The organism is Pseudescherichia vulneris, assembly GCF_902164725.1.
GTDB lineage: Bacteria > Pseudomonadota > Gammaproteobacteria > Enterobacterales > Enterobacteriaceae > Pseudescherichia > Pseudescherichia vulneris.
Genome location: NZ_LR607338.1, coordinates 1902135 through 1913888 on the forward strand (window position 1 = coordinate 1902135; position 11754 = coordinate 1913888).

General features: G+C 57.1%; 14 protein-coding genes. 11 read left to right on the top strand and 3 right to left on the bottom strand.

Features of this window, described 5'->3' with window-relative positions:
• A partial coding sequence (locus tag FN633_RS18565) for a hypothetical protein (RefSeq protein WP_279538305.1) occupies nt 1-43 on the bottom strand: 43 nt, incomplete at its 3' end.
• Between the two features lie 93 nt (nt 44-136).
• Between FN633_RS18565 and queA the strand changes: the two genes are divergently transcribed.
• The 5 genes from queA to secF are packed head-to-tail and all read left to right on the top strand — an operon-like array spanning nt 137 to nt 5600.
• Nucleotides 137-1207: a tRNA preQ1(34) S-adenosylmethionine ribosyltransferase-isomerase QueA gene (gene queA, locus FN633_RS08095; RefSeq protein ID WP_042391570.1), complete on the top strand. Its 1071-nt coding sequence runs from the start codon at nt 137-139 to the stop codon at nt 1205-1207.
• A gap of 53 nt (nt 1208-1260) precedes the next feature.
• Nucleotides 1261-2388 carry a tRNA guanosine(34) transglycosylase Tgt gene (gene tgt / locus FN633_RS08100; RefSeq protein WP_144814488.1) on the top strand — a complete coding sequence of 376 codons (1128 nt, stop codon included), beginning with the start codon at nt 1261-1263 and terminating at the stop codon, nt 2386-2388.
• Nucleotides 2389-2410: 22 nt separating this feature from the next.
• Complete coding sequence (gene yajC, locus FN633_RS08105; RefSeq protein ID WP_012904809.1) at nt 2411-2743, top strand: preprotein translocase subunit YajC; 333 nt, start codon at nt 2411-2413, stop codon at nt 2741-2743.
• Between the two features lie 27 nt (nt 2744-2770).
• Nucleotides 2771-4618: a protein translocase subunit SecD gene (secD, locus tag FN633_RS08110; RefSeq protein ID WP_072015237.1), complete on the top strand. Its 1848-nt coding sequence runs from the start codon at nt 2771-2773 to the stop codon at nt 4616-4618.
• A gap of 10 nt (nt 4619-4628) precedes the next feature.
• A complete protein-coding gene (gene secF / locus FN633_RS08115; RefSeq protein WP_042391573.1) occupies nt 4629-5600 on the top strand; it encodes a protein translocase subunit SecF in 972 nt (323 codons plus the stop codon).
• A 127-nt stretch (nt 5601-5727) separates the two neighbouring features.
• On the opposite strand, the gene FN633_RS08120 is transcribed toward secF, so the two are convergent.
• Both FN633_RS08120 and FN633_RS08125 read right to left on the bottom strand, forming a co-directional pair.
• Entirely contained in the window at nt 5728-6612 is an 885-nt protein-coding gene (locus FN633_RS08120) for a nucleoside-specific channel-forming protein Tsx (protein ID WP_154057362.1), read from the bottom strand.
• Nucleotides 6613-6910: 298 nt separating this feature from the next.
• Nucleotides 6911-7453 (bottom strand): SadB/YajI family lipoprotein, encoded by a 543-nt coding sequence (locus tag FN633_RS08125; RefSeq protein WP_154057363.1) that lies wholly within the window; start codon nt 7451-7453, stop codon nt 6911-6913.
• Nucleotides 7454-7607: 154 nt separating this feature from the next.
• Between FN633_RS08125 and nrdR the strand changes: the two genes are divergently transcribed.
• The 6 genes from nrdR (at nt 7608) to pgpA (ending at nt 11734) form a co-directional block, all read left to right on the top strand.
• Nucleotides 7608-8057 carry a transcriptional regulator NrdR gene (nrdR, locus tag FN633_RS08130; RefSeq protein ID WP_042391575.1) on the top strand — a complete coding sequence of 150 codons (450 nt, stop codon included), beginning with the start codon at nt 7608-7610 and terminating at the stop codon, nt 8055-8057.
• A 4-nt stretch (nt 8058-8061) separates the two neighbouring features.
• Nucleotides 8062-9189 carry a bifunctional diaminohydroxyphosphoribosylaminopyrimidine deaminase/5-amino-6-(5-phosphoribosylamino)uracil reductase RibD gene (gene ribD / locus FN633_RS08135; RefSeq protein ID WP_154057364.1) on the top strand — a complete coding sequence of 376 codons (1128 nt, stop codon included), beginning with the start codon at nt 8062-8064 and terminating at the stop codon, nt 9187-9189.
• Nucleotides 9190-9277: 88 nt separating this feature from the next.
• Entirely contained in the window at nt 9278-9748 is a 471-nt protein-coding gene (gene ribH, locus FN633_RS08140) for a 6,7-dimethyl-8-ribityllumazine synthase (RefSeq protein WP_042391577.1), read from the top strand.
• Between the two features lie 19 nt (nt 9749-9767).
• Nucleotides 9768-10187, top strand: coding sequence for a transcription antitermination factor NusB (gene nusB, locus FN633_RS08145; RefSeq protein WP_042391578.1), 420 nt, complete (start codon nt 9768-9770; stop codon nt 10185-10187).
• Nucleotides 10188-10263: 76 nt separating this feature from the next.
• Nucleotides 10264-11241 (top strand): thiamine-phosphate kinase, encoded by a 978-nt coding sequence (thiL, locus tag FN633_RS08150; RefSeq protein ID WP_154057365.1) that lies wholly within the window; start codon nt 10264-10266, stop codon nt 11239-11241.
• The gene (gene pgpA / locus FN633_RS08155; RefSeq protein WP_144814456.1) at nt 11219-11734 is read left to right on the top strand and encodes a phosphatidylglycerophosphatase A; all 516 of its coding nucleotides are present in this window, start codon (nt 11219-11221) and stop codon (nt 11732-11734) included. The genes thiL and pgpA overlap by 23 nt, the downstream gene beginning before the upstream one ends.
• The last annotated feature ends 20 nt before the right edge of the window (nt 11735-11754 follow it).

The following is an 11754-nucleotide window of genomic DNA, read 5'->3' on the forward strand; positions in this document are numbered from 1 at the left end:
TGCCAGCAAGATGAGCAAGATGCAAATGAGCGAGAAAATTCATAGTCTATTCTTTATCCACAGGCGGGTAACGGTTGCAGGGAGCACGCCCCGGCACTAGACTACCCGCCTCTTAATTATGTCTTGAGTTAGCGTCATGCGTGTTGCCGATTTTTCCTTTGAACTACCTGAATCCCTGATTGCCCACTATCCGCAGCCTGAGCGTAGCAGCTGTCGTTTGCTGTCGCTTGACGGGCCGACGGGGGCGCTGACGCATGGTACTTTCACCGATCTGCTCGATAAGCTCAACCCGGGCGATCTGCTGGTGTTTAACAATACCCGCGTCATCCCGGCCCGCCTGTTTGGCCGTAAAGCCAGCGGCGGCAAGATTGAAGTGCTGGTCGAACGCATGCTCGATGATAAACGTATTCTGGCACATATTCGCGCCTCTAAAGCGCCGAAGCCGGGAGCAGAGCTGCTGCTGGGCGACGATGAGAGCATCCAGGCCACCATGGTAGCGCGTCACGATGCGCTGTTTGAGGTGGAGTTTAACGATGCGCGCCCGGTGCTGGATATCCTCAACGCCATCGGCCATATGCCGCTGCCGCCCTATATCGACCGTCCGGATGAAGACGCCGACCGCGAGCTCTACCAGACTGTCTACAGCGAAAAGCCGGGGGCGGTTGCTGCGCCAACGGCGGGCCTGCACTTCGACGAGCCGCTGCTGGCCGCGCTGCGCGAGAAGGGTATTGAACAGGCCTTTGTCACCCTGCACGTCGGCGCGGGGACTTTCCAGCCGGTGCGCGTCGACAGCATTGAAGACCACATCATGCACTCGGAGTATGCCGAGGTACCGCAGGAGGTGGTTGACGCCGTGCTGGCCGCAAAAGCACGCGGTAATCGCGTGATTGCCGTGGGAACCACCTCGGTACGCTCGCTGGAGAGCGCGGCCCAGGCGGCGAAAAGCGATCTTATCGAACCCTTCTTTGGCGATACGCAGATCTTCATCTACCCAGGCTATCAGTACAAAGTGATCGACGCGCTGGTGACCAACTTCCACCTGCCGGAGTCGACGCTGATTATGCTGGTATCGGCATTTGCGGGGTATCAGCACACGATGAATGCCTATCACGCTGCCGTAGAAGAGAAATATCGCTTTTTTAGCTACGGCGACGCGATGTTTATCACGTACAATCCTTCCGCTATTCATGAGCGTGTCGGGGAATAAGTCCGCGACACCGGTTTAAACGTCAGACTGTTTTTCTGATGCTGGAGAGTTAAGTGAAATTTGAACTTGATACCACCGATGGTCGCGCGCGTCGCGGCCGCCTGGTGTTCGATCGTGGCGTCGTTGAGACGCCTGCTTTTATGCCCGTGGGCACCTACGGCACGGTAAAAGGGATGACCCCGGAAGAGGTTGAGGCCACCGGTGCGCAGATCCTCCTCGGTAACACCTTCCACCTCTGGCTGCGTCCTGGCCAGGAGATCATGAAGCTGCACGGCGATCTGCACGACTTTATGCAGTGGAAAGGCCCGATCCTGACCGATTCCGGCGGCTTCCAGGTCTTTAGCCTCGGCGATATCCGTAAAATCACCGAAGCGGGTGTGCACTTCCGCAACCCGATCAATGGCGATCCGATCTTCCTCGATCCGGAAAAATCGATGGAGATCCAATACGATCTCGGATCCGACATCGTGATGATCTTCGACGAGTGCACGCCGTACCCTGCCGACTGGGACTACGCCAAGCGCTCGATGGAGATGTCCCTGCGCTGGGCGCAGCGCAGCCGCGATCGCTTCGACTCGCTGGGTAACAAAAACGCGTTGTTCGGGATTATCCAGGGCAGCGTTTACGAAGATTTACGCGATATCTCGGTCAAGGGTCTGGTAGAGATTGGCTTTGATGGCTACGCTGTCGGCGGTTTGGCTGTCGGTGAGCCGAAGGAAGATATGCACCGCATCCTGGAGCATGTCTGCCCGCAGATCCCGGCGGATAAACCACGTTACCTGATGGGCGTAGGGAAGCCGGAAGATCTGGTCGAGGGTGTGCGTCGCGGCATCGATATGTTCGACTGCGTCATGCCAACGCGTAACGCGCGTAACGGTCACCTGTTTGTCACTAACGGCGTCGTAAAAATCCGTAATGCGAAGTACAAAAGCGATACGGGTCCGCTGGATGAAGAGTGTGATTGCTATACGTGTCGCAATTATTCGCTCGCTTACTTGCATCATCTTGATCGTTGCAACGAAATATTGGGCGCGCGCCTCAATACCATTCATAACCTGCGTCACTATCAGCGCTTAATGGCTGGTTTACGTAAGGCTATCGAAGAGGGTAAATTAGAGAGCTTCGTGACCGATTTCTATGAACGTCAGGGTCGACCGGTTCCACCTTTGAACGTTGATTAATTTTAATAATGAGGGAATTTAAATGAGCTTTTTTATTTCTGATGCTGTAGCGGCAACAGGTGCACCGGCGCAGGGTAGCCCGATGTCTCTGATCCTGATGCTGGTCGTCTTCGGTCTGATCTTCTACTTCATGATCCTGCGCCCGCAGCAGAAACGCACCAAAGAGCACAAAAAGCTGATGGACTCCATCGCTAAAGGTGATGAAGTGCTGACCAACGGTGGTCTGGTTGGCCGCGTAACCAAAGTAGCGGAAACTGGCTACATTGCTATCGCGCTGAACGACACCACTGAAGTGGTTATCAAACGTGACTTCGTAGCTGCCGTTCTGCCGAAAGGCACCATGAAGGCGCTGTAATCTACTGTTTTCCCAAAGGGAACTGCCGTGTTAAACCGTTATCCTTTGTGGAAGTACATTATGCTGGTCGTCGTCATTGTCGTCGGCCTGCTTTACGCACTTCCCAACCTTTATGGTGAGGATCCGGCTGTTCAAATCACTGGCGCGCGCGGTGTCGCCGCCAGTGAGCAAACGCTGATCCAGGTCCAGAATACTTTACAAGAACAAAAAATTACCGCTAAGTCTGTGGCACTGGAAGAGGGTGCGATCCTTGCCCGCTTTGACTCCACCGATACGCAGCTGCGCGCCCGTGAGGCGATGATGAGCGTATTGGGCGATAAGTACGTTGTGGCGCTGAACCTTGCTCCGGCCACCCCGCGCTGGCTCTCCATGCTGAAAGCGGAGCCGATGAAACTCGGCCTCGACCTGCGTGGCGGCGTGCACTTCCTGATGGAAGTGGATATGGACACCGCGCTCGGCAAGCTCCAGGAGCAGAACATGGACAGCCTGCGCAGCGACCTGCGCGAGAAAGGCATTGCCTATACCAACGTGCGCAAAGAAGATAACTACGGTATGAGCATCGTGTTCCGCGACAGCGCGGCACGTGACGCTGCTATCTCTTATCTGACTCCGCGCCACCGCGATCTGGTTATCAACACCCAGGGCGGCAACGCGCTGCGTGCGGTGATGACCGATGCTCGCCTGAGCGAAGCCCGCGAGTACGCGGTGCAGCAGAACATCAACATTCTGCGCAACCGCGTTAACCAGCTGGGCGTTGCTGAGCCGCTGGTGCAGCGTCAGGGCGCTGACCGTATCGTCGTTGAGCTGCCGGGTATTCAGGACACCGCACGTGCGAAAGAGATCCTGGGTGCGACCGCAACGCTGGAGTTCCGTCTGGTTAATACCAACGCGGACAGCTCCGCTGCTACATCAGGCCGCGTACCGGGCGACTCGGAAGTGAAGCAGATGCGCGAAGGGCAGCCGGTTGTGCTGTACAAACGCGTTATTCTGACCGGGGATCACATCACCGACTCCACCTCAAGCCAGGATGAGTACAACCAGCCGCAGGTTAACATCTCGCTGGACAGCGCCGGTGGTAACATCATGTCTAACTTCACCAAGGACAACATCGGCAAGCCGATGGCGACCCTGTTTGTGGAGTACAAGGACAGCGGTAAGAAAGATGCCAACGGTCGTGCCGTGCTGGTGAAGCAGGAAGAGGTGATTAACATCGCCAACATCCAGTCTCGCCTCGGCAACAGCTTCCGCATCACCGGCATCAACAACCCGAACGAAGCGCGTCAGCTCTCGCTGCTGCTGCGTGCGGGCGCGCTGATTGCCCCAATCCAGATTGTTGAAGAGCGCACCATCGGCCCAACCCTTGGGATGCAGAACATTCAGCAGGGTCTGGAAGCGTGTCTGGCGGGCCTCGCTGCCTCCATCATCTTCATGATCTTCTTCTATAAGAAGTTTGGTCTGATCGCGACCTCTGCGCTCATTGCCAACCTGGTGCTGATCGTCGGCGTAATGTCTCTGCTGCCGGGGGCAACCCTGACCATGCCGGGTATCGCGGGGATCGTCTTAACCCTTGCGGTGGCCGTGGATGCGAACGTGCTGATTAACGAACGTATCAAAGAAGAGTTGAGCAACGGGCGTTCGGTTCAGCAGGCGATCGACGAAGGCTACAAAGGCGCGTTTAGCTCCATCTTTGACGCTAACGTCACGACGCTTATTAAGGTCATCATCCTGTATGCCGTAGGCACCGGGGCAATTAAAGGCTTTGCGATTACTACCGGTATCGGTGTGGCGACGTCAATGTTTACCGCCATCGTCGGTACACGTGCCATCGTAAACCTGTTGTACGGCGGCAAACGCATCAACAAGCTGTCTATCTGAGGAGTGCGTTGTGGCACAGGAATATACTGTTGAACAATTGAACCACGGGCGTAAAGTCTATGACTTTATGCGCTGGGATTACTGGGCTTTCGGCATCTCCGGGTTTCTGCTGATCCTGTCGATTATCATCATCGGCGTGCGCGGCTTTAACTGGGGTCTCGACTTCACCGGCGGTACGGTCATTGAAATCTCGCTGGAAAAACCGGCCGATATGGACATGATGCGTGACGCGCTGCAGAAAGCCGGTTTTGAAGATCCGCTGCTGCAGAACTTCGGCAGCAGCCGTGACGTGATGGTGCGCATGCCACCTGCCGAAGGGGCAACCGGTGGTCAGGCGCTGGGCAGCAAAGTGGTGAGCGTCATTAACGAGGCCACCAACCAGAACGCAGCGGTAAAACGCATCGAGTTCGTGGGGCCAAGCGTCGGTGCCGATCTGGCACAGAACGGTGCCATGGCGCTGCTGGTCGCGCTGATCTCCATCCTGGTTTACGTCGGCTTCCGCTTTGAGTGGCGACTGGCGGCGGGCGTAGTTATCGCCCTGGCGCACGACGTGATCATTACCATGGGTGTGCTGTCGCTGTTCCAGATCGAAGTGGATCTGACCATCGTGGCATCGTTGATGTCTGTTATCGGCTACTCGCTTAACGACAGCATCGTGGTTTCCGACCGTATTCGTGAGAACTTCCGCAAAATCCGTCGCGGTACACCTTACGAGATCTTTAACGTGTCGCTGACCCAGACGCTGCACCGAACCTTGATCACCTCAGGCACCACCTTGGTGGTGATCCTGATGCTCTATCTCTTCGGTGGCGCAATGCTCCAGGGCTTCTCGCTGACCATGCTGATCGGTGTTTCCATCGGTACGGCATCGTCCATCTACGTGGCCTCGGCGCTGGCGCTGAAGCTTGGGATGAAGCGTGAGCATCTGCTGCAGCAGAAGGTAGAGAAAGAGGGGGCGGATCAGCCGTCAATTCTGCCTTAACCGACGCTTCTCCAGCAAAAAAAGCCAACAAAAAAGCCAGCGATTAAGCTGGCTTTTTTTATGCCTGACGCCGGATGGCGCTGCGCTTATCCGGCCTACCTGTCGTGCTTTTGTAGGCCCGGAAAGCTTAGAAGTTGTAACCTGCTACCAGGTAACCACCCCAGCCGGTAGAGCGGACGTTGAAGTTGCCGCTGCCGAAGTTCAGGCTGGCATCGTCATTCCACTGGCCACCGTTGTGCCAGTAACGCGCCACCACCGAGTAGTGCCAGTGATCGTAGTTCAGGGCCAGAATGTGGCTGGAGGCGATAGAGTCGTTGGTACGCGCCTGCATGCCGTTCAGATCGCGGAAATCCTTGTCGCCCAGCTCGGAACCCCAGTCAAAGTTGGTAAAGCCGATATAGCTCAGCTGGCCGCCCCACAGTTGGGTGATCGGGACAAAGTATTTCACCTTAAAGCGGTAGCCATCCCACTCGTTCTCGTTCGCCGCTTCGTAGTTCTGCCACTGGTATTTCGCGTAGACGTTCAGGGAGAGGCTCATCGGCAGGCCGGTATCGATATCCGTACCCAGACCCATGTACCAGGTGCTCTGACGGCCCGCTTTGTTACGGCCCATGTCGTAGATGTAGTTGTTCGCGAAGTACCACTCTTTGAACGGACCAAACGCCAGGCTGGTGCCGGTCAGCTTGTCGATCGAGAAGCGCGGTTCAATCTCCATAAACAGCGGGGAGCCGTGGTTCCAGATACCCTGCGCGGTGCTGTTACCGCCGAAGAATACCGGCGCATCCATGTAGCCATAGAAGTCGAACCACTCTTTCTTGGCGAACGCTTCGTATTCCAGATAGGTATCGTTACGAATGGTCGGCCCGAAACGGGTGTGGTAGCTGCCTACCACGTTAACGCTCTGATGCCACCAGTCGGAGACGAACTCGCTGTTGCTGGTTTCGGCCGCATTAACGGCGAAGGTGGAAGAGAGCGCGAGTGCCGCACCGGCGACGAGTAATGTTTTTTTCATATTTATGCCACTGATTAAAGTCCCTGATGGGATCGAAAGGACGCGGTTGATGCTTTTCAAAATGTTTCGTATTTCTGCGGGCCTATTATAAGTTTCCTTGCTCACAAAAATATGTGTTGTTTCACATATCCATCATCTACGTAATCGATTGCGTTCACGTTTGCGTAGATAAAACGGGGCGATTGTACTGGCATTCCGCGACGTTGCCAATATTTGAGGTTTGTAAGGGGAGGTAAATAGGTGTGAGCGAGGCAAAAGGGCGGCGCTGCGCCCTTACAGAAAGTAACCGAATATGACGTTACTGCATATTGGCTGGCTGAATGTCATGGATGCGGATAAAGCCAAGCTGCTCAGGGGTGATGCCGTTGAGCTGCAGCGGCACGCTGACGTCGCTTGGGGCAAGGGTACTGGCTGGGGCGCTGATCAGCTGGTTCTGAACGTTAACTTCCTGCGGATTTTCGGTGGTACCCTGAATCTGTCCCCACTCAACCGTGCCGCTAAAGGCCGGAAGCGGTGTATTCGACTCGCCCTGGATGAGCAGCGTCAGACGCGTGCCGCCCGCGTTGGGGGCGATATCCTTCATGGACATACGTAGCATACCGAGCTGGCTGTTCAGACGCGCTGGGGTATTGGCACCCGGTAGCAGGTAGACGCCGCTCTCTGACTTGGCGTTCAGGCTGTTCTGCTGGGTGATCTTCACCGTCTCCTGATTGAGCTTGCTCATCTCTTTATTGAGCGTGCTCACGCTCTGATGCAGCTGACGCACCTCGCTCTGCTGGGCGCAGGCGCTAAGAGTAAACAGGCTCCCCAGCAGGGCGAGCTTCAGATAACGTCTTGTCATGATAACGGTTTCCTTAAACAAGTTATTGCCTGTAAGGGTAGATCGTTCGGACACGCTTAGCATCAATCCTTTATCCCAAAAGTGCTGATGCCTTTGTTGTCGCGGCATATCAGGTTAAAATAGATTTCAGTTAATTTTATCTTCAGGACGCCGTATGCATTGCCCATTCTGTTTCGCCGTGGATACCAAAGTAATTGACTCTCGCCTGGTGGGCGAAGGCTCCTCCGTACGCCGCCGCCGCCAGTGCCTGGTGTGCAACGAGCGCTTCACGACCTTTGAAGTGGCAGAGCTGGTGATGCCGCGCGTCGTGAAGAGCAACGAGGTCCGCGAGCCGTTTAACGAAGACAAATTGCGCAGCGGCATGCTTAAAGCGCTGGAGAAACGTCCGGTCAGCGCCGACGACGTCGAGATGGCCCTTAACCATATTAAGTCCCAGCTGCGGGCCACCGGTGAACGCGAGGTGCCCAGCAAGATGATCGGTAACCTGGTGATGGAGCAGCTTAAAAAGCTCGATAAAGTGGCCTATATCCGCTTTGCCTCCGTCTACCGCAGCTTTGAAGATATCCGCGAATTCGGCGAAGAGATCGCCCGCTTACAGGACTAGGCTCATGCTGGAAGATAAGCAGGACGATAAGCAGGACGAGATATACATGGCTCGCGCGCTGAAGCTGGCGCAGCGCGGGCGTTACACGACCCATCCTAATCCGAACGTGGGCTGCGTGATTGTGAAAGAGGGTGAGATCGTCGGGGAAGGGTTCCACTTCCGCGCCGGTGAGCCCCATGCCGAGGTGCACGCCCTGCGTATGGCGGGTGAGCGCGCCCGCGGTGCCACTGCCTACGTGACGCTGGAGCCGTGCAGCCACCATGGCCGGACGCCGCCCTGCTGCGAGGCGTTGATTAACGCCGGTGTCGCCCGCGTCGTTGCGGCGATGCAGGATCCCAACCCGCAGGTGGCGGGCCGGGGGCTGTATCGTCTCGCCCAGGAGGGAATCGAGGTCAGTCACGGTCTGATGATGAGCGAGGCCGAGCGGCTTAACCGCGGCTTCCTCAAGCGCATGCGTACCGGCTTCCCGTGGATCCAGCTCAAGCTCGGTGCGTCGCTGGACGGACGCACGGCGATGGCTAACGGCGAGAGCCAGTGGATCACTTCGCCCGAAGCGCGCCGGGACGTTCAGCGCCTGCGCGCCGAGAGCCACGCGATATTAACCAGCAGCGCCACGGTGCTGGCGGACGATCCGGCTCTGACCGTCCGCTGGGACGAGCTGGGTGCCGATACCCAGGCGCGTTATGCCCAGGCAGATCTGCGCCAGCCGGTGCGTATCGTTGTTGACAGCCAGAACCGCGTGACGCCGACGCATCGTCTTGTTCAGCAGCCGGGCGAAACCTGGTTTGCCCGCACCCGCGCCGACGAGCGCCAGTGGCCGGACGGGGTGCGCCACATTCTGGTTCCTGAACATAACGGCCATCTCGATCTGGTCTCAATGATGATGCTGCTGGGACGCCAGCAGATTAACAGCATCTGGGTAGAAGCGGGCGCGCAGATGGCAGGCGCGCTGCTGCAGGCCGGGCTGGTGGACGAGCTGATTGTCTATCTGGCTCCGAAGCTGTTAGGCAGCGAGGCACGTGGCCTCTGCGTTCTGCCAGGGCTTGAGAGCCTGGCCGACGCGCCGCAGCTTAAGTTCACCGAAATCCGTCAGGTAGGCCCGGATCTGTGCCTGCATCTGATCCCCGCGTAGTGCGCTCGTAAAAGGGAAGCAGTGCGTAAAATAGTATGATAAAATCCGCCCCCCTGCGGGGGCTATATGAGAACCCTAAGGTAAGTTTATGAACATTATTGAAGCTACTGTTGCTGCCCCGGACGCTCGCGTCGCCATCACCATTGCGCGTTTCAACAACTTCATCAACGACAGCCTGCTGGAAGGTGCTATCGATGCCCTGAAGCGTATCGGCCAGGTTAAAGATGAAAACATCACCGTTGTTTGGGTTCCAGGTGCTTATGAGCTGCCTCTGGCGGCGGGTGCGCTGGCAAAAGCCGGTAAATACGATGCGATTATTGCGCTCGGCACGGTGATCCGTGGCGGTACGGCACACTTCGAATACGTCGCGGGCGGCGCAAGCAACGGCCTGGCGCACGTGGCTCAGGAGAGCGCCATTCCGGTAGCCTTTGGTGTGCTCACCACTGAAAGTATTGAACAAGCCATCGAACGCGCTGGCACGAAAGCGGGTAACAAGGGTGCTGAAGCAGCACTGACCGCGCTTGAAATGATTAATGTATTGAAAGCCATTCAAGGCTGATTTTTGTAAGGGGAATTCCGTGAAACCTGCTGCTCGTCGCCGCGCCCGTGAGTGTGCCGTCCAGGCGCTTTACTCCTGGCAGTTGTCCCAGAACGACATCGCCGATGTTGAATACCAGTTCCTGGCGGAACAGGATGTCAAAGACGTTGACATCGCTTACTTCCGCGAGCTGCTGTCCGGGGTGGCGACTAACAGCGCATATCTCGACGGCCTGATGAAGCCCTATCTGTCCCGCCTGCTTGAAGAGCTGGGCCAGGTTGAGAAAGCGGTACTGCGTATCGCGCTGTTCGAACTCTCCAAACGTGATGACGTGCCGTACAAGGTTGCCATCAACGAAGCCATTGAACTGGCAAAAACGTTTGGCGCAGAAGACAGCCACAAGTTTGTGAATGGCGTGCTGGATAAAGCCGCACCCGCGATCCGCCCCCACAAAAAGTAATCTCAAGGCCGGTACGGCGGAGCGCAGTTGCCGCTTCGCCCCGGCCTTACTCATTTATTCTGCTGAGGCATAACGTATGGCATGCGGCGAATTCTCCCTTATTGCCCGTTACTTTAACCGTGTCAGACGCGCGCGCCTGGATGTCGAAACCGGCATCGGCGATGACTGCGCGCTGCTGAACGTTCCGGAAAAACAGACCCTGGCAATCAGTACCGATACGCTGGTATCGGGCATCCACTTTCTCCCGGATATCGATCCTGCCGACCTGGCCTACAAAGCGCTGGCGGTGAACCTGAGCGATCTGGCGGCGATGGGTGCTGACCCGGCGTGGCTGACCCTTGCGTTGACCCTGCCAGAGGTCGACGAGCCCTGGCTGAAAGCGTTTAGCGACAGCCTGTTCGAGCAGCTTAGCTACTACGATATGCAGCTCATCGGCGGCGACACGACGCGCGGGCCGCTCTCCATGACGCTGGGTATTCACGGCTACGTTCCCGTGGGCCGGGCGCTGAAACGCTCTGGCGCGAAGCCTGGAGACTGGATCTACGTCACCGGCACGCCGGGAGACAGCGCCGCCGGACTGGCGATCCTCCAGGATCGTTTGCAGGTAGACGATCCCAAAGACGCCGACTGGCTGGTCAAACGCCATCTGCGCCCGACGCCGCGTATTTTGCACGGCCAGGCGCTGCGCGATCTGGCTAACTCGGCTATCGATCTCTCCGACGGGCTGATCTCCGATCTGGGGCACATTTTGCAGGCCAGCGAGTGCGGCGCGATGATCGACGTGGATGCGCTGCCCTATTCGGATGCCCTGCGTCGCCATGTGGCTCCAGACCAGGCCCTGCGCTGGGCGCTGGGCGGTGGCGAAGATTACGAACTCTGCTTCACCGTGCCCGAGTTAAATCGCGGTGCGCTGGAGGTAGCGATTGGTCAGCTTGGCATTCCGTATACCTGCATCGGGCGGATGAGCGCCGATATCGACGGCATCAACTTTACCCGCGAGGGCAGGGCAGTGACTTTTGACTGGAAAGGATATGACCATTTTGCCGCGCACTAAAGATATCGCCAAAAGCCGCCTGAACTTGCGTAACCCGTGGCACCTGCTGGCCACCGGTTTTGGCAGCGGCTTGAGTCCTGTGGTGCCGGGCACCATGGGTTCGCTGGCGGCGATCCCGTTCTGGTATCTGATGACCTTTCTGCCGTGGCAGCTCTACTCCATGGTCGTGATGCTCTCTATCTGTATTGGCGTCTACCTGTGTCACCAGACGGCAAAGGATATGGGCGTGCATGACCATGGCAGCATCGTCTGGGATGAGTTTATCGGGATGTGGATCACCCTGATGGCGCTACCCACTAACGACTGGCAGTGGGTGGCTGCTGGGTTTGTGCTGTTCCGTATCTTTGATATGTGGAAGCCGTGGCCGATCCGCTGGTTCGACCGCAACGTGCACGGCGGGATGGGGATCATCGTTGATGATATCGTCGCCGGGATCGTGGCGGCAGGGATCCTCTATCTGATTGGCCATCACTGGCCCATTGGTATTATTTAATTAGTGTTTATCCGGCCCAT

Coding starts and splice junctions, on each gene's coding strand:
- queA (WP_042391570.1), top strand. CDS start 137: ATGCGTGTTGCCGATTTTTCCTTTGAACTACCTGAATCCCTGATTGCC.
- yajC (WP_012904809.1), top strand. CDS start 2,411: ATGAGCTTTTTTATTTCTGATGCTGTAGCGGCAACAGGTGCACCGGCG.
- FN633_RS08120 (WP_154057362.1), bottom strand. CDS start 6,612: ATGAAAAAAACATTACTCGTCGCCGGTGCGGCACTCGCGCTCTCTTCC.
- FN633_RS08125 (WP_154057363.1), bottom strand. CDS start 7,453: ATGACAAGACGTTATCTGAAGCTCGCCCTGCTGGGGAGCCTGTTTACT.
- nrdR (WP_042391575.1), top strand. CDS start 7,608: ATGCATTGCCCATTCTGTTTCGCCGTGGATACCAAAGTAATTGACTCT.
- ribD (WP_154057364.1), top strand. CDS start 8,062: ATGCTGGAAGATAAGCAGGACGATAAGCAGGACGAGATATACATGGCT.
- ribH (WP_042391577.1), top strand. CDS start 9,278: ATGAACATTATTGAAGCTACTGTTGCTGCCCCGGACGCTCGCGTCGCC.
- thiL (WP_154057365.1), top strand. CDS start 10,264: ATGGCATGCGGCGAATTCTCCCTTATTGCCCGTTACTTTAACCGTGTC.
- pgpA (WP_144814456.1), top strand. CDS start 11,219: ATGACCATTTTGCCGCGCACTAAAGATATCGCCAAAAGCCGCCTGAAC.